Genomic DNA, 22,399 nt, shown 5'->3' with positions numbered 1-22,399 from the left:
AAGTGATTCAAGAAAAGGGGAGATCAGATGCTTACCAGCGTCGTGATACCAACGAGAGATGTAGCTGATCAGCTCCTGTATACCTTGTTTTGCCTCAATCTGCAATTAACGTCATTCGATGATTTTGAAGTGATTGTAATAGACAATGCCTCTACAGACGATACGCAGCAAAAGGTCGCCCAGTTTGCAGCCAACTATTCGCTGCGCTACGTCCGCTTTCGACGGAGATTGCCCTTTTATCGGTTGGTCAATGAAGGGGTGGTACAAAGCCGCGGCAGCCTGGTCCTTTTTCTGGCCAGCAACCTGATGGTGCCGCGGGAGTTCATCGGCACGCATATGCAGGCCCATCTGCACGATCCCAAGCTGGCGCTGCTCGGACTGGACTTTGTTTACGACAGAGCATGCCTCCGTTCCCCGGGAAACCTTGCTGCGTGCAGGTCTGTTCCAAGCGTTGATTCGCACGGGGATGGAGCGGGATATGGGGCGCAGGCTATGGAAAGCCGGGCTTCACTTCCAGTTTGTCGACAAGCTGACCGTGCTGAAGCAAGAGCGCGTGCTGTATCCGGTGACTCTTCGCCAACAACATAAAAAGCGCCGATCCCCGTAATCTGCCGGATCGGCGTTTTCCTGTCTATCAGCGGTTTTCTTTTAAGCGTTCTTGTGGTTCACTATTGATGGAGCCGTCTGAGCGGACAGCTTCCGATTGAGCTTTGGGCCCGCGGATTTCCGCCGTTTTTCCAAAGTCTTTTTCCTTGTTGCGTACCATGTCTTCTCCTCCTCTACTCAATCAGGCTCGCGGTGCGACCACAACGAGGTCAAAACCGTGCGCACGACCGTAGTATGACCCAAATGAAACGATTGAATGAAGGAAATCCATACAGGAAGGGTTTGATCCAGATGGCGAAAAAGCAAAAGCGTCACCCGCAGCAGCGTCCACACAACCAGCAAGCGGAGCTGACAGATGCGAAGAACAATGGATTGAATGTCAAAGAAATCCTCAACGCAGATGCATTGGGCAAGTTGAAGCAGTTGGAAAAAGAGATCAAGGAGCAAAATGAGCGGCAGGCCCGGGAGGCTGCCGAGCAAAAGCGGCGCGAACAGGAGGAGCGCGAACGCAACAAGAGCTTCGGGGAGCTGCTTGCGGAGTACGACAAAAAAGGCGGGGGCAAGTATAGCTGATGCGAGCAGATCAACGCCCTGACACCTCGAAGAACGGAATGATGAAAAAGCGTCCCTTGCAAGTCAATGACGACAAGGTGAAGGAGCGCGGGCGCGAAGTTCTCGGCCGCTTGGGGAAAAAGAGAGAGAAGAAGTGATTATTTCCGCCCTTTTCCCATATAGGTTAATGAAGGGAAGGAGGGAGGTCATGGGGATACTTCTGCTCCTGATCAGCCTCCTTTGTGTCTCGGTCGGTACGTGGAGGCTGATTGGCATCTACAAGACGGGCAAGACCGATAGCAAACTGCTTTGGTGGACCGTTGCAAGCGTTGGCATTGCACTTTTTTTTCTTTTAAAGCTGATGACAGATACCTGAGCCTAAAAACATGCACCTGCAGCCAAGCCGCAGGTGCATGTTTTGTAGATGTTGATTATTCGTAACGAAGGGCTTCGATCGGGTCCAGCTTGGCAGCTTTGTTCGCCGGATAGAGTCCGAAGAAAATCCCGATCGCGCTGGAGAAGGCAAAGGCAATGATGACGCTGTTCCAGGAGAGCATCGGCGGGAGATTGGCAAAATAGGCGATCAGTGAAGCGATCCCCAGACCGAACAAGACGCCGATCAACCCTCCGATCAGGCAGACGATCACCGATTCGATCAGAAACTGAATCAGGATGTCGCTCCTTCGCGCGCCCAAAGCTTTGCGAATCCCGATCTCTCTCGTCCGCTCCGTGACGGAGACGAGCATAATGTTCATCACGCCTACCCCGCCAACCACCAGCGAGATACCTGCGATGACACTGAAGATGATGGTCAGCGTACCTGTCACTTGATTGAACTCATTGACGGACTCCTGCATGGAGCGGGCCATGTAGTGGTCTTTCTTTTGATGCTTGCGGCTGAGATATTGCTTGGCCTGCTGCATCGCCGGCTCGATGGAGGCCTGATCGACTGCTGTGCCCATCAGCATCTGGACATAAGGTTCTTCCTGCAGACTTTGCGAATAGCGGATCGGCACGAAGGCACCATAACTTTCGGCACCCATGTCAAACTTGAACTTTTCTTCTGTGTATGTCCCGATCACGACAAGCGAGTTGTTCCCCATGCGGACTCGTTGTCCGATAGGATTGATCTGGCCGAACAGCTTTGCGCCCAGCGCTTCCTCCAATACGACGACCGCGCGTTGCTCCTTGTCGTCCGTATGATTGAAAAAACGGCCCTTCGACAGCTTGGTTGTCGTCTTGAGCATCGGAAAATAATCTGCTGTAGTAGCAATCAGGTTGACTCTTTCTTCTTTTTTCGGGCCTTTCATTTCGACCGTACTTGGATTGTACGGAACGATATATTCGATAGCAGGACTGATCTTTGTGAGCACCTCAGCATCCTCGACTGTCAGATCGTCATTGGAATGCTCCTCCTTGGTGTCCCAATTGATGAAGATATTGAAGTTGTTTCGCCCGAATTTCTCCATCTCCTCGTTGATCGCCCTTTGGCCGCCTTCACCGAGGGTCGTGACGGCAATGACCGAGGTAATTCCGATGATGATGCCCAGCATGGTCAGACTGGAGCGCATTTTATTGGCCCAAATGCCTTCTACTGCTGTCTGAAAGCTCTCCAAAAAGTTCATGTGACAATCACCTCGCCTGATGGAGCAGCAAAAAGCCGTTCCGCAACCCGTTCATCCCGGATAATCACGCCGTCCTTGAAGGTCACGATCCGTTCGGCGTGCTGCGCAATGTCCAATTCATGCGTTACCAGGATAATCGTGACTCCTTGCGCGTGCAATTCCTGAAACATGGCCATGATTTCGATACCGGAGCGACTGTCGAGATTTCCGGTCGGCTCGTCAGCCAGTAATATCGCAGGGCGGTTCACCAGTGCTCGGGCAATGGCTACCCGTTGTTTTTGACCACCGGAGAGCTGTGTGGGCTTATGCAGCATGCGTTCTGCCAGTCCAACCCGCTTCAGCGCTTCGATAGCGCGGTTGCGGCGTTCTGCCTTGCTGATTTTGGCGTACATCATCGGCAGCTCCACATTGTGCAAGGAAGTGGAGCGGGCCAAGAGATTAAAGGATTGAAAGACGAAGCCGATTTTTTGATTGCGGACATGAGCCAGCTGCCTGTCCTTCAGGCTGCTTACTTCGATTCCGTCTAGCATGTATGTACCCGTGTCGGGACGATCCAGGCAGCCCAGCATGTTCATAAAGGTGGACTTTCCTGAACCGGATGGCCCCATAATGGCTACGAACTCGCCTTTTTCCACGAGCAGAGAAATCCCTTTTAAGATCGGCAACTCAGAATCGCCTGTCTTGTATGATTTCTTCAAGCCTTCTACGTGAAGCATCGCGGCAGACCTCCTTTCTGGCTAAGTATTTTACATACCGACCGACGCGGCGCTGCCATTCATCGGCAGGATCGGTGAACCTTCACTTAGGCCATCGATTGGACTCAAAATGATCTGCTCCTCGCCGTTGAGTCCTGACTCGATGTGGGAGAAAAGCTCATTTTCAACTCCTGTATCCACTGGTTGTTTTTTCGCGACTCCATTGGATGCTATCCAGACAAATGTGCTTCCGCTCTCGTCCTGTTGAATGGCTTCAATCGGAACTTGCAGGGCATTGTCGATTTTTTCGACAGAGATATTGATGTCTACATGAAAGCCGGGTTTTAGAGCAGACAGCTCTCCGGTGGGCTTGAGCATCACTTTGACGCGGGTCTTTTCACCTTGACCGGAACTGCTTTGGGTCGTCGTAGCAATGGGGGAAATGCGTGTTACCTCAGCGTCCAGCTTTTCTTTTCCCAAGGTGACGCCTTCGATCGTCGCGCTTTGACCGAGCTTCAGCTTGTTGACATCCGATTCGTTGATGTCTGCCTGGATCAGCAGATTGTCGAGGTTGGCGAGCGTAAGAAGCTCGGTGCCTTTGTTGACATACTGGCCGTTCTCGGCGGCCACTGCAATGACCGTTCCGTCAGCAGGAGCGATGACGACGCTCTGCACCCGTTCCTTCTCCAGCTGTTGTCTTTCTACCTGCAGCTTGTTGATTTGCGCTTGATGAGATGCGATCTCTTCCTTGCGAGGTCCTTTTTGCTTGAGCGCAAGCTGCTGTTTGGCAACCTCAAGAGAGGAGAGAGTGGAGTCCAGCTGCGACTTCGCTTTATCCGCTTCCTGTTGCGTGGATGCGCCTGAGACAAACAGTTGATGAATTCGGTCGTACTCTTTTTTGGCGGTGTCGTATTCGCGCTGGGCCTGCGCAAGGCGTTCCTGCTCCTGCGCTAATTCTTCCGGTTCCATCCCGGCCTGTGCTTTTGCCAAATTGGCTTGTGCCAGACTAATTTGCGCTTCCAGGTCGAGAATTCTGCTGTCTACGTCAGAGGTATCGATTTTGGCGATAATCTGTCCTTTTTTGACCTTGTCGCCTTCTTTTACGGCAAACTCGCGCAAGATTCCGGTAACATTGGCATACTGCTTTTGCTTGTCCTCCACGATGACGATTCCGGAGGTGAGGATTTTGCTTTCCAATGCGGATTTGCTTGGTGTTGCAATCTGAACGGGCATGCCCATGGCTTGTTGCGATCCCATCATACTCAATCCGATTGTCCCGACACCCAAGAGGACGACCACGGATCCGATAATCCACCAGCGTTTTTTCATATTCATTCTCCTTGCTTCATAGTAAAAAGTAACAGCCGTCAAAAGCTAAATGTTTCTACGAAATACCTGCCCATTCGTTACACTTTTTGGGATCGGTTGCATTTTGTCTTGTTTTGGCGGATGGTACTTTACAAGGATTTTGCGTGATAAGATAGGAAATAGATGACGTTCGTTGGAGGGGAGCCATGAGCCAGGCAATTCGATTTGATTACTCCCACGCTCGCGCCTTTGTCCAATCAGATGAATGGGAGAAGCTTGCGAAACCCATTTTTCAGGCACATGAGATGCTTCATAAAAGAACGGGACCTGGGAGTAACTATTTGGGTTGGATGGATTGGCCCGTACAATACGACCGTGCGGAATACAACCGGATCAAGCGGACGGCGGCTCGTATTCAAGCGGACTCTGACGTGCTGCTGATCATAGGGATCGGCGGCTCTTGCCTTGGAGCCAAGGCAGCTCTTGATTTTTTGAACCACAGCTTTTACAATTTGTTGCCTGCCTCCAAGCGAAGCACCCCGGAAATTCATTTCGTGGGCAATAATATCAGCCCTGTATACCTGGCTCATCTGATGGAGGTTTTGGAAGGAAAGCGTGTGTCCATCAATGTGATCTCAAAATCGGGCACGACCTTGGAGCCAGCCATTGCCTTCCGACTTTTTCGGGATTGGCTGGAAAAAAAGCTGGGCCGCGAAGAGGCGCGCAAACGCATCTATGTCACGACAGACAAAGCGAGAGGTGCTTTGCGCAAGCTGGCTGATGGAGAAGGATACGAGACCTTTGCGATCCCCGACGACATAGGCGGACGCTTCTCTGTGCTGACGCCTGTGGGGTTGCTGCCCATTGCAGTAAGCGGGGTAGACATCGATGCCTTGCTGCAAGGAGCCGCTGACGCCCGAATGAATTATCTGGTGCCAGATATTGAGGAGAATGCCTGCTATCAATACGCCGGGATTCGCAACATCCTCTATGGCAAAGGAAAACAAGTGGAAATCGTGGTCAATTACGAGCCGCGCTTTCGATCGTTTGCCGAATGGTGGAAACAGCTGTTTGGCGAATCAGAAGGCAAGGAGGGCAAAGGGCTGTTCCCTGCCTCGGCCGAATTTTCCGCTGATTTGCATTCGCTGGGACAATACATACAGGACGGGATGCGTCTGTTGTTTGAGACGGTTATCTCGGTGAAGCGTCCTGCGATAGATGTCCGGATCCAGCCGGATGGCGAGGAAGTCGACGGTCTTCATTTCTTGTCGGGCAAGACGATGAATGAAGTGAATCAGAAGGCATTCGCGGGAACGATGCTGGCTCATGTGGACGGCGGCGTGCCCAATCTCGTGGTGGAGATCCCGGAAGCAACAGCCTACTATCTCGGGGGCCTGTTCTACTTTTTCCAAAAGGCGTGCGGCATCAGCGGCTATCTTTTGGGCATCAACCCGTTTGACCAGCCGGGTGTGGAGGCTTACAAAGCGAATATGCTGGCGCTCTTGGGCAAACCTGGATACGAGCTTCAAAAAGCAGAACTGGAAGTGAGATTGCGTGGAAAATAAGACGTACCTGACGATTGGCGAGACAGCCGTCTATCTGGAATTGCCGGAATCCTACATTATGGAAAAAATCCGTGAAGGGAAGATCCGTGCTGTCCACGACGGCAGGGAATACCTGATCAACAAGGATCAATTCCAGCATCATCTGGAGGAAATTCGCAAGCTGCGGGAATGGGAAGAAATCCAGCGCTATGAGCCGATTCCGGAGAGCTACGACTACAAGGATGAGGATTGACGCAGCAGATGGCACTTGTCATCCAGTCGGCCAGAGGTCTATACTGATGAAAATGGCATAAGAACACAGCAACTTGGGGAGTCCCGCAGGCGGGGCTGAGAGGACGGTAGCCATGACCGTCGACCCATTGCACCTGATCCGGATCATGCCGGCGCAGGGATATGGTTGCGAGCGAACAGCGTATAAAAGCGATCGTATATGCGTGGGAGCCCACCTTTTTCCTGTCGGGGAGAAGGTGGGCTTTTTGCTATGAACAAGGGGCAGACAAAGGAGAGTTTCGTCATGGGAAAGGTATTGATAGTAGGCGGGGGAATTATCGGATTGAGTCTGGCGTACGAATTGGCAGCGAGAGGCAAGGCCGTCACGATTGTAGAGCAGGGGGATTGGGGGGGACAAGCATCGTCGGCTGCGGCGGGAATGCTGGCTCCACTGAAGGAATTTCAGTCTGCGGGGCCCTTGCTTGATTTGGGAATGGAGTCCTTGCAGCGCTATCCGCGTTGGGTGGAGGAATTGCAGGCGATAGCAGGAGGAGATGTCCAGCTAAGCCTGGAGGGGTTGCTTACGGTCGCGCTGGATGAGGAAGAGGAAGAAGCCTTTTACAGGAAATACCTGTGGCAAAAGGCAGCGGGACATGACGTGCACTGGCTGCGAGGAAAAGAACTGCAAGAAGTGGAGCCGCTGCTCACGGATCAAGCTGTAGCAGCGATATATTCCCCAGGGGAAGGCCATATCAACAATCGCTTCTTGCTTCGGGCCTTGGTGACGGCGTGCCGCAAGCTGGGAGTCGAGCTGCGCAGCGGCTGTGTCGTCAGCAAGCTGCTGCACCGTGCAGGCTGTGTAGAGGGCGTGGAGACATCCTCTGGGCGGATCTATGCGGATCACACCGTCATATGCTCGGGGGCTTGGGCAGGGATCATGATGCAGATGCTCGATGTGTCCATTCCCGTGCGTCCCGTTCGCGGCCAGATTGCTGCCGTATCCTCGATCGGGATTCCGTTGCGTACGGTCATTTTCGGTTCTTCCGGCTACTTGACGCCCAAAAAGGACGGAAGAATCGTGATCGGGGCCACGGAGGACGAAAGCGGCTTTCAACGTGAAGTGACGCTTTCGGGTCTTGCCCATGTCCTGCAGGGGGCCTTGCCTTATGTGCCTGCACTGCATGCGGCTGCATTTTTGGAGGCGTGGGGCGGGCTTCGGCCAGCGACGGCTGATGGCAAGCCGATTATGGGAGAAATACCTGGCTTACGCGGCATTTCGCTTGCCGGCGGCCATTTTCGCAATGGGATTCTGCTGTCTGTGGTTACGGCGAAAAGAATGGCAGATTGGCTGGAGACCGGGAATCAAGAACGGCTGATGCCTTTTTCGCCCGGCAGATTTCTGACGGACACTGCTGTGCCGGTACCCAGCAAAATGGGCTAGGATCACTGGGAAAAGAACACACCTCCCCTTGGGCACCTGTATATGGTAATAAAGAAACACCAGAAGGGGAGGAGTTTCCATGCAGTCTGATAAAAGCCTGTTCCAGGCAGATGTCCAGTTGGTCAGCATGATCAAGGATATGCGGCAGTCGGTGCATGAAATCTGCCAGGAGCATGCTGAGAAAAAAGTGCGCATCGAGGCCATTGATGGACAGGTATTTGAAGGGGTGATCGTCGATTATGACGAGCACAACGTATACATTGAGGTCGAGGAAGAGGAGGAAGAGGACGACTACGACTACGAGGAGCAACTGCCGACGCGGCACGTAGCCAGTCGTACTTCTTTTGGAGAGTGGGGAAGTCCGTTTCAGCCATACGGCGGCGGATATCCCTATGGAGGATACGGAGGATTTGGGGGGTATGGAGATCCAGGCGGTTTTGGTGGATATGGAGGATATGGCGGTTACCCCAACTATCCTGGCTACAATCCCTATCCTGGATTTCCGCCATATTCCGGAATTTCTCCGTATGGCGATGAAAATCCATACGGTTATACGCCAACCTATCCCTATACAGGAGGATATCCGCAAGGCAGCAGCAATCGGCCTGCACCGCCGAATACGATGCTGAGTCCCTTCAGCGGAAAAAATGCGCCGCAAAGCTCGGTCAGCCCTTTTGGAGGGAAAAACGCGCCTTCTTCAAAAGTAAGCCCTTTTTCTGGGAAGGAAAGTGTAAGTCCCTTCGCTGGCAAAAACGTACCACAAGCAGTCAGTCCAAGCACGGAATCGAAGCCTTTTCAAGCCGTAAGTCCTTATCAAACCTTCCCCGCACCGTTCCCGGGACCATTTCCACCGCCGCCGAACTGCTACTACGTTTGCCCGCCGCCACCACCACCACCGCCGCCACCGTTTCCTCCGCATGCCGGCCCTGTCTTGATCGCTCCTGAGGTTCGGCGCAAACGGCGTCGTCGTCGCGGACGCAAGATTATTCCGCTTGCCTTGTTTACGCTCCTATCCATCGTTCTGATTTAAAAACAGACCTTTCGGGAAGCCTTGACCAGAACTTGTTTTGGCAGGGCTTTTTCCTATGGAGCCAAGGAAGGAGTACAACAAGGCTTGACGGCACACACTACCAGGAGGAAACAGGGAAAGGCAGGGATCCATGATGAGAGAAATTCACAACAGCAGCTTGCCAGGCACAAGAGGAACGTATGGCTATATTCAAGGAGCGCTCCAACCAGACTTTACACTGGCGAACTGGGATTATGAGCATGGCTACTTCGACTGCATGCTGGACGAGCAGGGAATGGTCTATCTTCGTCTGCCGGTCAAAGTCCTGCAAGGCGAACTGGACAGTCCGGATGCGTGGCTGGAAATGGGTACTCCCTTTGTGATTAAACATGTGTACCAGACAGGGGTGGAGCAGGATCTTGTGAATGCGTCGGTGGCTTCTGCGATGGTCAACCAATTTCAGGAGCCTGTCGACAAGGATGCAGAAGTCGAGGACAGGTGGATGAAGCAAGCAGAGCAGGTTGTCAAGCATGTAGAAGCGATTCTGGAGTAGTGGCGGGCCTGTCTTGGCTCGCTTTTTTGTTCGCTGCCATGCATCCTTCTTTTTCCTGTGGTATATTGAGAAAAACGATAGAGCGATTGCGGATAAAAGAGAGGGCCGATCAGCATGAAAATTGCAACTGTACTGCGAAATGACGACTATACGCGGGAAGTTGAACTGCGATTAAAGGATAAACTGAAGGAAGCAGGAAGCATGTACACCTTCGTCACGGGGCCGGATGAACATCCGGATATGGTACTTTCCATCGGCGGAGATGGAACTTTGCTGGAGGCGGTCCATCAATACGGCATGCAGCCGACCTACGTAGGCATACATACGGGTCATCTCGGCTTTTATGCGGATTGGCGGCCGGATGAGCTGGACGACTTCGTCACCATGCTGCTGGAACAAAAAGAGCCGTTCATCGCCGAATACCCGACCGTCCAATGTCAAATTACGACTGGTGACGGACAGGTGTATCATAAATGGGCTTTGAATGAGCTGGTTGTGCGCAATGCTTCCTTGTCCACCCTCGTGGCCTGCGTCAACATCAACGGGGATGAGCTGGAGACCTTTCGCGGAGACGGGCTGATCGTCTCCTCGCCGTCCGGAAGCACAGCCTATAACAAGGCAGTAGATGGCGCCATCGTGCACCCGTCCATTGAAGCGATTCAGCTATCCGAGATCGCGTCCATCAACAACCAGGCATACCGCACGATCAACAGCTCGCTGGTGCTGCCCAAGCATCACACAGTAGAATTGATTGTGATGAACCCGGAGATCATGATCGGTCTGGACCGCGAGCATGGCGTATGGAAAAATGTACGATCCATTATTTGCAGGGTGGGACAAGACAAGGTCAAATTTGCCCGGTACAAAAAGCTGACGTTTTGGAGCAGGGTCCGCAATTCGTTTATCACGGGTAGTCGTTAAGGGGGAGAGGGGAAGATGAGGAGAGTAGGAAGTTTGCAAAGCATTTTTCGCCATCCGGTGAAGGCGATGCGTGGAGAGCAACTGACAGAATGCCAGGTAGACAGCTTCGGATTGTACGGGGATCGCGGATACTATTTTCTTGATGAGTCTCGCAACGGCAAATATTTGAGTGCAGACGTGGTTCCGGCGCTCCTGGGGTATGAGGCGGTTCTGGAGGAGAAGGCCACAGAAGACGATCAATACCCCCAAGTCCATGTGGTGGCCCGGGACGGAAGCACGTTCGTCTGGGAGGATGCCTTGTTTGAGCATGTGGCACAGACGGCGAAGCGGCCGATCACGCCGAAGCGAAGTGTTCCTCAGGAGGGAGGAAAAAACTGGGAGGACCATATTCTGCTGGTGACGGATGCCTCTCTGCGGGAAATTGCGCGGCTGGCTGAGGTCGATGAGCTGGACCCAAGGCGTTTTCGCGGCAATCTGGTCATTGTGCTGGATGACGATGAACCGTTTGCCGAGGATAAATGGATCGGCAAGCAAATCCAGGTCAACGATGTCCTGCTCCAGGTGAACAAGCACTGCGACCGCTGCATGTACGTCAATATTGACCCCGATACCCTTATGATGAATGCTGCAATTTTAAAAACCTGCGCCAAGCGGCATGACAATCACTTCGGTGTATACGCCTCCGTCATTCGCCAGGGTCGCGTTGCCGTGGGAGATTCCGTGTATGTGTTAGGAACATAGTAAAAAAAGGGCTGACCCGATGATGATGTGGGTCAGCTTTTATATAAAAATATAGGAGGATGGCATGAAAATCATCACGCTATGCGGATCGACAAAGTTCAAGAAGCAATTCGAACAAGTCAATGCACACCTAACCCTTCAAGGAAACATCGTGATTAGTTTAGCGTTTTTTGAACAAAGCGAAGGCTTTGATTTGACACAAGAGCAAGCCGAATTATTGGGTGACTTGCATCTGAAGAAAATAGATCTCTCCGATGAAATATTTGTGATCGATGTCGATGGTTATATCGGCAGCAGCACGAGAAGAGAGATCGAGTATGCACGAATGAAGGGAAAAATGGTTCGTTATTATTCGAAAGAAGCGATCCCCGCTGATTTCCCTTGATGGGACGATCATAGCGATTGAAAATCGTTAGTTTGATACTTGCGCGATGCTTTTTGGGCTTGCAGCCGGTTGTTGTACACGTCCGGGCTGCAGAAGCTCGGGATAGCCATAGATTCCGTGTTCGCTGACGTCGAGGCCTACGAGCTCTTCTTCGCGAGATACACGAAGTCCCATGATGGCTTTCAATGCAGCCAGCACAATGTATGATACGGCGAAGACATAGGCGATCGAGCCTGCCAGTCCGAGTGCCTGAATCCCCAATTGATGAAAACCCCCGCCGTAGAACAAGCCTGCACCGCCGACTCCCACTTTTTCTGCGAGGGCAGGTGTGGCAAACAGCCCCGTGGACAAGGTTCCCCATATGCCTGCCATCCCGTGAACGGAGAAGGCGAAGATTGGATCATCGATACCCATGCGATCAAACCAAACAGAAGTATAGAAGGTCAGAATACCTGACACAGCTCCGATTACGACTGCTGCCCAGGGATCGACGAAAGCGCAGGAGGCTGTGATAGCGACCAGGGCTGAGAGGACGCCGTTCAGCATGCTGGGAATATCCGCCTTGCCCATGACGATCCAGGAGATGGCGAGAGCAGCGATGGCTCCGGCAGCTGTAGCGAGATTGGTGGTGACGGCGACATAGCCGAAGAAACCATCTGAGGCACCCAGTGTAGAACCGCCATTGAACCCGAACCAACCGATCCACAGGAAAAGCACGCCAAGCACGGAGTATACCTGATTGTGACCCGGAATCAGATTGGAGCTGCCGTCGCGATTGTACTTGCCGATCCGGGGTTTCAAAAGGAGTGTGGCTACCAAGGCTACGATAGCACCTTGCAAATGAACGACAGTAGAACCTGCGAAGTCCTGCATCCCCAGTTCTGCCAGCCAACCGCCGCCCCATACCCAGTGACCAACCACGGGATAGATCAACACGGTGAACAAAATACTGAAAATGAAGTAGACCGAAAGCTTCGCCCGTTCGGCAAACCCGCCCCAGGCGATTGCTAGCGAAACAGCGGCGAATGCCAGCTGGAACAAAAAGAGAATCGTGATCGGGACAGAAGCTCCGGAGAAGTTGGAGAAAGATGCGGCTGCTTGTTCCGCAGAACCGTCGAAGAAAAATCCGGTAAGACCGATGAGGGAGTTGCCATCGCCAAAGGTAAGCCCGAATCCGAGAGACCAGAAGGCGATGGAGCAGATACCGAAAGTAAGGACGGTCTTGCCGGCGATGTGGCCGGCATTTTTCATCCGGGTTGAGCCTGCCTCCAGCAAAGCGAATCCAATCTGCATCATGATCACCAGGATGGCAGATACCATGACCCATGTAGAATCGATGGCGGAAGATACATCTTCTAAAGTCGGTTCCATTCAATCCACTCCTTTTTCATGTTAGAATATCTAACATTTATTTTCTATACGTCAGATTATATGACATGAATAAGAGGATTGCAATTCCTTTTTCAGAAAAAAACCAATCTTTCTCCTTTAAGAAGAGGATTGGTCTGCTTGCTGTTGGTGGGAGTGTTGTTCAATGCTTCGTTCCCAGGCAAATCCGATGGCAGCTAAACTTACAAGAAAAAGCCCACTGACGAGAAATAGCTGTTCGACGGGCCATTTCCCCAGCCAAATCGCCCCTAAAATACTGGACAGCATGCTGAAGAACGTAAACATGAGCATGTTGATGGAAAATATTTTGCCTGTGTTGCTGGTCGTTGCCTTGGTCTGGATCGCAGTAACGGTAGGAATCCCGATTAATGGCCCTCCAATGCCAGCGACTGCGGCAGCGACATAGGCCAGCCAGTGGTACTCTGTTCCGAGAGCCAAAAACAGAAAACCGCCCGCCTGAATCGCCCATCCGATCAAAATGACCAAGAGGTGACGGTGATAAACAGCCCTTGCCATGTAGAGACTGCCGAACAGGTTGCCGATGCCGTAGCTGCCAATCAGCACAGCTAGCTGACTGCCATCGCCTTGTGCCATGCCTTCCGCCAAAAAAGGAAAGCCAACATTCCAACACACGATCCAAACGAGAAAACCCACATTGCTGAACACAAGAATCAAAAAGAGCAAATGATTACGCTTTAACTCTGTCATGCACATACCTATATCCTTGATGTACTGGGAAGGGGTCATTTTGACAGGAGTGCTGTCTTTATGCAGAGGTTCCAGTGATTCGCTTATGGCATAGACAAAGAAGACGGAGAACAGGTAGCTTCCGGCATTGACGAAGAAAAGCGCAGACAAGGGTACAAGGGAAGAAAGCAAGCCGATGGTCATGGGAGCAAGAATGCGAATGGTCCGAAATGTCGTATCCAGAATCGCGTTGGCACGACTGAGCTGTTCTATTGGCACAATTGCCTTGAGAGCAACAGTACGTGCGGGTTGGAACAGACTGGAGAACAGCCCGAGCAGGAACTGCGCGAGAAGAAAAAAGGAAAACTGCTCAATCCCAACCGCCGCCATGATGCCAACTGCGATCGCAACGAGAATGCGGGCCAGGTCCGATCCAACCATGAGCAAGCGAGGATTGTAGCGATCGGCAAGAACCCCTCCAACGAGAAAAAAGAGCAGACCTGCCACCATTTCCGGGATGACGAGCAGACTTAACGCTGTTCCGGATTTCGTTGCTTGCAACAGGTACCAAAGCAAAGCGAAGCTGTAAAATTGATCGCCGATATTGGCGGTCATCTGTGCGAACCATAGTTTCAGAAATGAACGATTTCTCCATAGAGATAGCTCCACGTTGATTTTCTCTCCGTCTCTTGGCAATATTCAGAAAAATATTTTTTACTAGCGTATCAGGAACGCAGTCCGAAGTAAAGAAAAGAAGCACTGCTGGGCAGGCTTCTTTTCAACACACAAAATCAGGATTGGCGAGGTTGTTGCTGATTTTGATGCTGTTTCGCGGTACCTTGATTGTCTTCGGTATGGGTGTCATCGGCTACCGTACTGCTTGTCAGGCCGGTTACAGCCAACCCTTTTTGGTTTAGATTCTTTGCGCTTTTCCATTTGGCCATGGCGGGAGATCTCCTTTTCTTGTCGGCTTCCTTATTACCATGCCAAATTGGAAGCTTGCGTACACATCCACATGTTTCCCGCAATCGCGTGCTTGAGGAAGAGACAACAAGTATACTGAAGGTGAGAGTTTATGGCGAAAAGGGGAAAAAGAGATGGCAGCGGACTGCATCTTGATCGTGGAGGGAAAAACGGACCGGGAGCGATTGCTCAAGGTTCTCGCAGAACCCGTCACGATTTATTGCACCTACGGCACTTACAGTACGGAAAAGGCGGAGCAGCTTGCTCTTTTGACGGAAGAGGCGGATGAGGTCTACCTGTTTACGGATGAAGATGAAAGCGGAATAAAATTGCGAAAGCAACTGGCAGCAGATCTTCCCGACGCGATGCATCTCCATACTCAAAAGGTGTACGGAGAGGTGGCACGGACTCCATTGGATGTTTTGGCTGAGATTTTGGAGCGGGCAGGCTTTGCAGTCGAATACCCTTGAATGGAACATGCGAGCAGGGGATAAAATGACCTCCCTTCGGCTATAACAAGAAGTAGAGATAGCTGGAGGTGCAGTCGAATGCGTGGTTTTGCGACCTTTTTCAACCGCATGAACATCTGGTGGTGGCTGCTCGGGATCTTTGTGGCTCATGCCTTGCTTTATTTGGTACTAGGCACGGACACTTGGCTCGCGACATCTTTGTTGGCGACCGCTTTTTACGGCATTATCCTTCTGGTCGGCAAACTGATTGCCAGCAGATACCCAGACAAGGAAGAAAGCAAGTAAGTCGGCTGTACGTAAGCCGGCTTTCTTATATGATTTGGAGTGCAGCCGGCCAGGGATGACCAGTAAGCAAAGATCCCAACCCGCCTGGAGCGTTTTCTCCTTTTTCCTCCCCACCACTACAGCTGGATCAAGATTACCCCAGGTATTGCAATCCAAGAATGATTCCGCCCAGAATCCAGACGTAGACGGCAAATCCCTTCATCGAGCCGGTGCTGATAATTCTCAGCATCCAGCGAATGGCGAAGTAGCCCGCGACTGCTGCGAAAAATGTCCCGACAATCATGGGAATCAGCGTAGCAGTGTCGAGCGGATTTTGCGTCAGTTTGACGGTTTGCAGGGTACATGCGCCCAGGATGGCTGGCAGGGAGAGCAAAAAGGAAAAACGCGCCGCATCCGCCCGGTCGATTCCGCGCAACAGGGAACCCGCGATGGTCAGTCCCGAGCGTGAGATAGCAGGAAGGATGGCCGCTCCTTGCAAGGTGCCGATGATCAGGGCATCGGTGTAGTTGATTTGTTCAAACCGGCGATGTCCCTTGCGCATGGATTCGACGGTCCAAAGAATCACTCCTGTCGCAAGAAATTCCCAGCCGATCGTGACGCCGGTACGGGAGATTTCCTCGAAGTAATCCTCGAAAGCGAGTCCGATCACCGCTGTGGGTATGGTCCCTACCACAAGCAAGCGGGCCAGCTTGCTGGTAGGATTGGCGATCAGCTGCCTGACCTCTGGCCAGAATACGACGATGACGGCGATCAATGTCCCGAAGTGAAGCATCGTATCAAACAGCAGTCCGATCTCGCTGAGGCCGAACAGCTTGCGAAACAAAACGAGATGGCCGGTGCTGGAGATGGGCAAAAATTCGGTTAAGCCCTGAACGATGCCAAGGAAGATGTATTCCAGTAAAAGCAGCATAATGCGACGTCACTCCTATCGTTTAAAGGGTCCGATATTGTCATATGTATGTCCCATTGTGCAAGACTTGCCTATTTTAGGGGACAGCCGCCTTGGTCGCAGGAAAAAGTTGTGGTATTTTAATGGAATAGAGATGAGAGTGAGGAAACGAAACGATGGATAGAGGCAGAAGACCAGTACGGACCAAGGCTCCCAGTCGAGATTTGCAGGCAGGCATGATCCTGAAAATGCGGGTAGCCCGCAAGAAGGAGATCGGATACTTTCTGACCGACGGCAGAGAGGAGGTCTTTCTCCACCGCAACGAAGCAGATGGACCGCTCGAAAGCGGGGAAGAAGTCGAAGTCTTTTTGTACCATGATCACGAAGATCGATTGGCAGCAACGATGGCCATGCCGTACGTGGGCCTGGATGAATACGGATGGTTGGAAGTGGTGGATCTCTCCTCGCGTATGGGGATCTTTTTGGACAATGGGATCAACAAGCACTTGCTTGTATTTATAGACGACCTCCCGAAGCTGCGGGATGAATGGCCGCGTCCGGGTGACCGCTTGCTGGTGGCGATCAAGCGGGATCCGAAGGGAAGGATGTTGGCCAAGCCGGTGACGGAAGCCGAAGTCGGACAGATTGCAGTGCCTGCCGATCAGACGATGAAGAACAAGCAGGTAGAAGGAACGGTCTACAAGGTGATTCAAGCCGGAGCCTTTTTGTTGACGGATGAGGATCACATCCTGTTTATCCATCGGGATGAGATGACAGAGAGGCTGCGTCTCGGGCAATCGGTTCGCTGCCGGGTGAGCTTTGTGCGGGAAGACGGCAGGCTCAACGGTTCGATGAGGGAGCGCAAGGAGGTCCAGTACGGGGAGGACGCGGAAAAGCTGCTGCGTTATCTGATCAATCGGGACGGGGCGATGCCGTATACGGACGATACGCCAGCCGATGTGGTCCGCGAGAAATTCGACATGAGCAAATCCAGCTTCAAGCGCGCTCTGGGCAAGCTGATGAAGGAAAGGCGAGTCGAGCAGGTGGATGGCTGGACACGCATGATTCACAGTGAACATGGTGAGTAAAAAGCATGCAATAGAAAGAACCCTCCCAGCGGAGGCCGTTTTTCGACGGCCCGGCACTTGGGAGGGTTTTTCTCGTGTCGTTACAGGGAAACTTGCTCAGCTTGCTTGAGTTTGCGCGATTTGTAGTAAGAAAATGCGAAAGACAAGGCGATCAGCGTAATACCAGCGATATCTGTTTCGATGCCTGGAATGACAGCAAGGACTCCGCCTGCTATAGCCAGGATACGCTCCAGCGGATTCATTTTGCTCATCCAGAAGCCAATCAGTCCGGCCCCTACACCAATCATTCCCAAGATAGAAGTAATCATGACCCAAACCGATCCAAGGAACGTGGTGTCAATGAGCAGCAGCGCCGGCGATACGACGAAAATGTACGGAGCCATAAAGGCAGCGATGGCCAGCCTTGTTGACTCCACGCCCGTTCGCATCGGCTTTGACTTGGCGATACCGGAGGCCGCGAAGGCAGCCAGCGCCACTGGAGGTGTGATGTCAGCAACGATTCCGAAGTAGAACGTAAACATGTGAGCGGCAACCTCTGGGATGCCCAGTTTTACCAGAGCAGGTGCGGCGATTGTCGAAGTGATGATGTAGTTCGCTGTTGTCGGTGTTCCCATACCCAGAATCAAGGAAGCGATCATGGTGAAGAACAGGGTAAGGAAGAGGTTTCCGCCAGCCAAATCGATCAGGCCGTTAGCCAATTTGAGTCCGATACCAGTCAACGTGACTGTACCGACGATGATACCAGCACAAGCGGTGGCAGCAACGACGCCAAGTGCGACTTTAGCCCCCGAAGCGAATGCTTCCAAAATATCTGTGATCGACATGCGAGTCTCTTTGCGGAAAGCACCAACGACCACACAAGAGACGATCCCGATGATCGCCGAACGCTCTGCGGAAATATTCATCATAAGAGCTGTAATGATGATGACAATCGGCAACAGCAGATATGCTTTTTTCAATACTTCTTTTTTGTCAGGCAATTCTTCTTTGCTCAAACCGCGAAGTCCCAGGCGTTTTGCCTCAAAGTGGGTCATAATCCAGATGCCAACGAAGTAAAGGATCGCTGGCAATGCAGCAGCCTTTACGATTTCCATGTAAGGAACACCGATAAATTCGGCCATCAAAAAGGCCGCAGCGCCCATCACCGGGGGCATGATTTGTCCGCCTGTGGAGGAAGATGCCTCTACGGCAGCCGCAAATTCAGGACGATAACCAAGCCGTTTCATCATGGGAATCGTGAAGGCACCGGAGGTCACGACGTTTGCGACAGAGCTGCCGCTGATCGTTCCTTGCAGGGCACTGGAGAAAACCGCTACCTTTGCGGGACCGCCGATTCGACGACCTGCTATCACGAGGGAGAGATCATTAAAGTATTCCCCGACACCTGTTTTTTCCAAAAAGGCGCCAAACAAGACGAACAGAAATATGAATGTGGAGGAAACGGCCAAGGGTGTACCTAAGATCCCCTCCAGGGTGAAGTAACTGTGCCCGATAATCCGTTGCACACCGCTGCCGCGATGCTCCAGGAAGCCAGGCATGTAAGGGCCAAGGTAGGTGTACAGAAGGAATACAGATGCAATGATCGTAATCGGCAATCCGACGACACGACGTGCAGCCTCCAGCACCAACAGAATCGCAAGACCACCTACGATCATGTCCATTGTGGTGTAGTTCCCGGTACGCAAGACGAGATTGTCGTAATCAATCACCCAATACAACGAGACCCCGATACTGAGGAGAGAAAGGATGATGTTGACGATCCCGACCTTTTTCTGGGCGTTGTTTTTTCTTCTCCCTGCATAGAGCAAGTATATGAGGCCCAATCCGAAAGCCAAGTGAAGCGGCCGGTGGATTTGCGGCGGGATGGTGAGGAAGAGCGAATAGGATAGCTGGTAGATCGAAAAGAGAACCAGCAGGCAAAACGTAATCCATTTCATCGGGCCAACGTGTTGGCGGACGGCAGATTCTTTGTCGTATTTGGCAATGAGGTCATCCATCTCTTGCTGGCTCATGTTGTTGGAAGTTGTCATTTAGTGTCCTCCTATCTCACGGAAAATGGATCGCTTTTCTACCTGAATCGTGATCGCCGACCCGGGTTTGATGAGGGAACTCAGTGGAATTTCGGTTCCTGCGAAAAGCAATGTATGGTTAGCTCGTACCTGTCCGGTAAACAGATGGAGAGCGGGAAAGATGCGATTCATATGGAGGATGCGAAAGAGACCGTCCCGGACGACAAGTTCTTCGCCTGGGGCCAGGTCGTTCTCCATGCCGATTCCATAGTCATGAAAACTCATCTCGGATAATATGATTTGTTCGTCTTCGATGCGGTAAAGCTCTTCGATGGCTGAACGATGGATGGAATGAGTCCAACGCAAACCAAATGTTTGTTCCGAAGTGATTCTGCTGCTCCACACCAGATGATTGGAAGCGGATTCACGTATGACCAGAGAAGGGAAGATAGGAAGGTTCAACAGGACGATGCAGGACAGAAGCAGTGTTAAGGAGAAAAGGCGGAGCCGTGTCCGCCTTTTCCGACTTCCTTCTCGCTTTTGGGCAATCATGAAGTCTTTATTTCACGCCTTTTTCATCAAAGTATTTCTTCGCGCCAGGATGTACAGGAATGCTTACACCAGCGAGCGCATTTTCCAGCTTGATCTCTTTTGCTTTTGCGTGACCGAGTTTGTCTGTATTTTCGTAGATGGCTTTGGTTACTTTGTACACCAGATCTTCGCTCAGGTCAGCGCGGATGACCAGCATGGATTTTACAGAAACGGTAGCGATTTCATTTGGTACCGTGCTGTAGGTGTTGCCAGGGATTACTGTTTTTACATAGAAAGGATATTTGGCGATGATCGCGTCAATTTTATCGGCATCGATCGGAATGATTTTTACGCCTGTCGTCGCAGCCAGCTCGGTGATCGCAGCAGTCGGTGTTCCTGCTGTCTGGAAGGCAGCATCCAGTTGACCGTCTTGAATCGCTTTTGCGGAGTCAGCAAAAGAGAGACGTTGCAATTGTGTATCTTCAAACTTCAGGCCGTACGCTTCCAGGATTTGCTGAGCGTTCATTTCTGTACCGCTTCCTGGGGCACCGACGGAGACGCGTTTGCCTTTCAGATCCGCTACACTGTTGATGTTGCTGTCTGCTGCCACGACGATCTGAATCGTTTCGTCATAGAGAGAGCCCAATGCTTGGAATGCATCGATTTTTCCGTCTTGTTCGAACATTGCGGTTCCGTTTACTGCATATTCTGCGATGTCGTTTTGAATAAAGGCGATTTCTGCTTGCTTGTCGCGCAGAAGACGAACGTTCTCGGCAGAAGCTCCGGTCGATTGTGCCGTTGCGGTTACGCCTGCATTTTTGGTAATGTGGTCAGCCATGCCGCCGCCCAGCGGGTAGTAAGTTCCGCCTGTACCGCCCGTTGCGACGATCAGTTGGCTAGGATCATTGCTGCCGCCAGCGCTGCTGCCGCCAGCATCTCCGCCCGCATTGCCGCCAGCATTGCTGCCGCCGCCGCCACAGGCAGTGACCAAGGAAACAGTAAGGAGTAACGTTAATGAGAGAAGCAAACTGCGTTTTTTCAAGTGAATTCCCCCTATCTATATTGCTCATTGAACATGCGTTCACCGACTATTGTATGTTTCTGCCTATAAAAAACTACAAAAATCTATAAAAAAATATAGTAAAATGGATAAGATCCTAATAGAAAGAACGGATGAAATGAACCATGCGCTACAGAGAGAGCTTCTTCATTTTGTTCATCATGCTGATTGCTGTGCCAATCGCAGGAGAGCTGAAGTTTCATCCGTTTCAGGATGATTTTCGCGTCAGCTTCGGCACTACGGCCTTTTTCTTCTTTATGTTGTGGCTGCGGCCTTCCTTGCTCGCTGGATGCTTGACAGGAGCCGTAGTTGTCCTGTTTCGGGTTTTCCTGGATGGGATCAATCAGGAAGATTTTTTGTGGAGCGCATCCCTTCACCAGCATATGCCTGCCTTCTTTTTCTATGCGGCGTTTGCAGGCTTGTTCTCTCTCTTCCGTGTCAATGACCTGCACCATCGTCCCTTATTGGTAGGCTTGCTTGGCACGTTGGCGGAAATTCTCGCCAATCTGGTGGAGCTTTCTTTTCGGGCACCTTCGCTGTTGTCTGTGGTCCAGCCATCTGTCATCGGACCGATTGCTGTGATCGCCTTGATCCGATGCTTTTTTGTTCTGAGTTTTTTTAACATGATTAAACTGCGCCAGGCGATCTGGACCAAGGAGGAGCAGCGGCATCGAAATGAACGGATGCTCATGCTCATTTCCAATCTGTACGAAGAATCCATTCATTTAAAAAAGACCCTGCAGCAGGTGGAAGACATCACGCGTGATTGCTATGAGCTGTATCGGGATATGAAAGAGCTTTCAGGGGAGTCCGAAAAAGATCGGTTTGCCCGTCAAATGCTGATGATTGCCGGCCAGGTGCATGAGGTGAAAAAGGATAACCAGCGGATCTATGCCGGGCTGTCCAAGCTGATTTCGGATGAAAATGAGCGGGATTACATGCCGCTTGGCGAATTGATCTCGATCATCGTGCGGGGACAGGAAAAATACGCGCGCATGCTGGGGAAAGACATCCGTTTTGAGGTGAATGTGGACATTCCCTATCTGGCTTGTCACATCTATACCACTCTATCGTTGGTCAACAACCTCGTCGCCAATGCGGTGGAGGCGATAGAAAACAAAGGCATGGTCTCCCTCGTGGCTACCTTGGACGAGACGCTTGGATGGATCCAGTTTTCCATCGGCGATGATGGTCCGGGAATCTCGATCAAGGAGAAAGAGCTGCTTTTCATGCCGGGTTATACGACGAAGTACGATGTGTCAGGGAAGCCTTCTACAGGGATCGGCCTTTGCTATGTAAAGGAAGTCGTAGACAATCTGAATGGACAAATCGAGATTTCTGAGCAGGCAGAACATTTCGCCACTGTGTTTACGATCCGCCTGCCCCACGTCAGTCTCGTTCAAAAAGGGTGATGGAA

Annotated in this window: 27 protein-coding genes and 1 riboswitch; of the genes, 16 read left to right on the top strand and 11 right to left on the bottom strand. The window is 51.8% G+C overall.

Translation table 11 applies throughout. From position 1 onward, the window contains the following. Positions 1-27: 27 nt before the first annotated feature. Entirely contained in the window at positions 28-588 is a 561-nt protein-coding gene (locus EDM58_RS11825) for a glycosyltransferase family A protein (RefSeq protein WP_246000692.1), read from the top strand. Positions 589-634: 46 nt separating this feature from the next. Here the strand turns inward: EDM58_RS11825 and sspK are convergent, their stop codons facing one another. Further along, a complete protein-coding gene (gene sspK / locus EDM58_RS11820) occupies positions 635-766 on the bottom strand; it encodes a small acid-soluble spore protein K (protein ID WP_007724732.1) in 132 nt (43 codons plus the stop codon). 131 nt (positions 767-897) lie between these two features. Between sspK and EDM58_RS11815 the strand changes: the two genes are divergently transcribed. From EDM58_RS11815 to EDM58_RS25700, 3 genes are read left to right on the top strand one after another with little or no spacing between them, the layout of a single operon-like run. Beyond that, on the top strand, positions 898-1,179 hold the full coding sequence (locus tag EDM58_RS11815) for a DUF3886 domain-containing protein (RefSeq protein ID WP_122913527.1): 282 nt from the start codon (positions 898-900) through the stop codon (positions 1,177-1,179). Next, a complete protein-coding gene (locus EDM58_RS25705) occupies positions 1,179-1,316 on the top strand; it encodes a hypothetical protein (RefSeq protein ID WP_183187492.1) in 138 nt (45 codons plus the stop codon). Before EDM58_RS11815 ends, EDM58_RS25705 begins: the two co-directional genes overlap by 1 nt. A gap of 50 nt (positions 1,317-1,366) precedes the next feature. Next, complete coding sequence (locus EDM58_RS25700) at positions 1,367-1,534, top strand: hypothetical protein (RefSeq protein WP_183187491.1); 168 nt, start codon at positions 1,367-1,369, stop codon at positions 1,532-1,534. 55 nt (positions 1,535-1,589) lie between these two features. On the opposite strand, the gene EDM58_RS11810 is transcribed toward EDM58_RS25700, so the two are convergent. Genes EDM58_RS11810 through EDM58_RS11800 form a run of 3 tightly spaced genes read right to left on the bottom strand, consistent with a single transcriptional unit; the run spans position 1,590 to position 4,807 of the window. After that, complete coding sequence (locus tag EDM58_RS11810) at positions 1,590-2,783, bottom strand: ABC transporter permease (RefSeq protein WP_122913526.1); 1,194 nt, start codon at positions 2,781-2,783, stop codon at positions 1,590-1,592. Beyond that, positions 2,780-3,499 carry an ABC transporter ATP-binding protein gene (locus tag EDM58_RS11805; protein ID WP_122913525.1) on the bottom strand — a complete coding sequence of 240 codons (720 nt, stop codon included), beginning with the start codon at positions 3,497-3,499 and terminating at the stop codon, positions 2,780-2,782. Before EDM58_RS11805 ends, EDM58_RS11810 begins: the two co-directional genes overlap by 4 nt. A 30-nt stretch (positions 3,500-3,529) precedes the next feature. Then, a complete protein-coding gene (locus tag EDM58_RS11800) occupies positions 3,530-4,807 on the bottom strand; it encodes an efflux RND transporter periplasmic adaptor subunit (protein ID WP_122913524.1) in 1,278 nt (425 codons plus the stop codon). A 185-nt stretch (positions 4,808-4,992) separates the two neighbouring features. Here EDM58_RS11800 and EDM58_RS11795 point away from each other — a divergent pair, with 185 nt between their 5' ends. The 8 genes from EDM58_RS11795 (at position 4,993) to EDM58_RS11760 (ending at position 11,611) form a co-directional block, all read left to right on the top strand. Beyond that, positions 4,993-6,351, top strand: coding sequence for a glucose-6-phosphate isomerase (locus EDM58_RS11795; protein ID WP_122913523.1), 1,359 nt, complete (start codon positions 4,993-4,995; stop codon positions 6,349-6,351). Next, positions 6,341-6,583: an excisionase family DNA-binding protein gene (locus tag EDM58_RS11790; protein WP_023556326.1), complete on the top strand. Its 243-nt coding sequence runs from the start codon at positions 6,341-6,343 to the stop codon at positions 6,581-6,583. The genes EDM58_RS11795 and EDM58_RS11790 overlap by 11 nt, the downstream gene beginning before the upstream one ends. Before the next feature lie 64 nt (positions 6,584-6,647). Further along, a riboswitch (TPP riboswitch) is annotated at positions 6,648-6,763 on the top strand. A gap of 102 nt (positions 6,764-6,865) precedes the next feature. Continuing rightward, a complete protein-coding gene (thiO, locus tag EDM58_RS11785; protein WP_122913625.1) occupies positions 6,866-8,002 on the top strand; it encodes a glycine oxidase ThiO in 1,137 nt (378 codons plus the stop codon). A 79-nt stretch (positions 8,003-8,081) separates the two neighbouring features. Then, a complete protein-coding gene (locus EDM58_RS11780; RefSeq protein WP_122913522.1) occupies positions 8,082-9,032 on the top strand; it encodes a hypothetical protein in 951 nt (316 codons plus the stop codon). A gap of 130 nt (positions 9,033-9,162) precedes the next feature. Next, the gene (locus EDM58_RS11775) at positions 9,163-9,564 is read left to right on the top strand and encodes a YugN family protein (RefSeq protein WP_023556323.1); all 402 of its coding nucleotides are present in this window, start codon (positions 9,163-9,165) and stop codon (positions 9,562-9,564) included. A 114-nt stretch (positions 9,565-9,678) separates the two neighbouring features. Next, a complete protein-coding gene (locus tag EDM58_RS11770) occupies positions 9,679-10,485 on the top strand; it encodes an NAD kinase (RefSeq protein WP_122913521.1) in 807 nt (268 codons plus the stop codon). 15 nt (positions 10,486-10,500) lie between these two features. Next, positions 10,501-11,226 (top strand): MOSC domain-containing protein, encoded by a 726-nt coding sequence (locus tag EDM58_RS11765; protein WP_122913520.1) that lies wholly within the window; start codon positions 10,501-10,503, stop codon positions 11,224-11,226. Between the two features lie 64 nt (positions 11,227-11,290). Next, positions 11,291-11,611: a hypothetical protein gene (locus tag EDM58_RS11760; protein ID WP_122913519.1), complete on the top strand. Its 321-nt coding sequence runs from the start codon at positions 11,291-11,293 to the stop codon at positions 11,609-11,611. A 27-nt stretch (positions 11,612-11,638) separates the two neighbouring features. On the opposite strand, the gene EDM58_RS11755 is transcribed toward EDM58_RS11760, so the two are convergent. The 3 genes from EDM58_RS11755 to EDM58_RS25695 all read right to left on the bottom strand — a co-directional run bounded on the left by EDM58_RS11755 (position 11,639) and on the right by EDM58_RS25695 (position 14,631). After that, entirely contained in the window at positions 11,639-12,982 is a 1,344-nt protein-coding gene (locus EDM58_RS11755) for an ammonium transporter (RefSeq protein WP_122913518.1), read from the bottom strand. Between the two features lie 117 nt (positions 12,983-13,099). After that, positions 13,100-14,356 (bottom strand): MFS transporter, encoded by a 1,257-nt coding sequence (locus EDM58_RS11750; protein ID WP_246000691.1) that lies wholly within the window; start codon positions 14,354-14,356, stop codon positions 13,100-13,102. 122 nt (positions 14,357-14,478) lie between these two features. Beyond that, positions 14,479-14,631, bottom strand: coding sequence for a hypothetical protein (locus EDM58_RS25695; protein ID WP_183187490.1), 153 nt, complete (start codon positions 14,629-14,631; stop codon positions 14,479-14,481). Between the two features lie 153 nt (positions 14,632-14,784). On the opposite strand from EDM58_RS25695, the gene EDM58_RS11745 reads away from it, so the two are divergent. Further along, on the top strand, positions 14,785-15,120 hold the full coding sequence (locus EDM58_RS11745) for a toprim domain-containing protein (RefSeq protein WP_122913517.1): 336 nt from the start codon (positions 14,785-14,787) through the stop codon (positions 15,118-15,120). 78 nt (positions 15,121-15,198) lie between these two features. Beyond that, complete coding sequence (locus EDM58_RS11740) at positions 15,199-15,405, top strand: hypothetical protein (RefSeq protein WP_122913516.1); 207 nt, start codon at positions 15,199-15,201, stop codon at positions 15,403-15,405. A 133-nt stretch (positions 15,406-15,538) separates the two neighbouring features. On the opposite strand, the gene EDM58_RS11735 is transcribed toward EDM58_RS11740, so the two are convergent. Beyond that, on the bottom strand, positions 15,539-16,315 hold the full coding sequence (locus EDM58_RS11735) for an undecaprenyl-diphosphate phosphatase (protein ID WP_122913515.1): 777 nt from the start codon (positions 16,313-16,315) through the stop codon (positions 15,539-15,541). Between the two features lie 155 nt (positions 16,316-16,470). On the opposite strand from EDM58_RS11735, the gene EDM58_RS11730 reads away from it, so the two are divergent. Beyond that, positions 16,471-17,382 (top strand): CvfB family protein, encoded by a 912-nt coding sequence (locus EDM58_RS11730; protein ID WP_122913514.1) that lies wholly within the window; start codon positions 16,471-16,473, stop codon positions 17,380-17,382. An 80-nt stretch (positions 17,383-17,462) separates the two neighbouring features. On the opposite strand, the gene EDM58_RS11725 is transcribed toward EDM58_RS11730, so the two are convergent. From EDM58_RS11725 to EDM58_RS11715, 3 genes are read right to left on the bottom strand one after another with little or no spacing between them, the layout of a single operon-like run. After that, entirely contained in the window at positions 17,463-19,412 is a 1,950-nt protein-coding gene (locus tag EDM58_RS11725; RefSeq protein WP_122913513.1) for a TRAP transporter permease, read from the bottom strand. Further along, complete coding sequence (locus EDM58_RS11720; RefSeq protein WP_122913512.1) at positions 19,413-19,943, bottom strand: DUF1850 domain-containing protein; 531 nt, start codon at positions 19,941-19,943, stop codon at positions 19,413-19,415. Between the two features lie 7 nt (positions 19,944-19,950). Next, on the bottom strand, positions 19,951-20,964 hold the full coding sequence (locus EDM58_RS11715) for a TAXI family TRAP transporter solute-binding subunit (RefSeq protein ID WP_122913511.1): 1,014 nt from the start codon (positions 20,962-20,964) through the stop codon (positions 19,951-19,953). A gap of 143 nt (positions 20,965-21,107) precedes the next feature. Here EDM58_RS11715 and EDM58_RS11710 point away from each other — a divergent pair, with 143 nt between their 5' ends. Next, entirely contained in the window at positions 21,108-22,394 is a 1,287-nt protein-coding gene (locus tag EDM58_RS11710; protein ID WP_122913510.1) for a sensor histidine kinase, read from the top strand. Positions 22,395-22,399: the final 5 nt, after the last annotated feature.

This window comes from Brevibacillus panacihumi, assembly GCF_003710985.1.
GTDB classification, from domain to species: Bacteria; Bacillota; Bacilli; order Brevibacillales; family Brevibacillaceae; genus Brevibacillus; species Brevibacillus panacihumi.
Note: the sequence above shows the minus strand (reverse complement) of the source record. Positions and strands in the feature narration are given on the sequence as shown.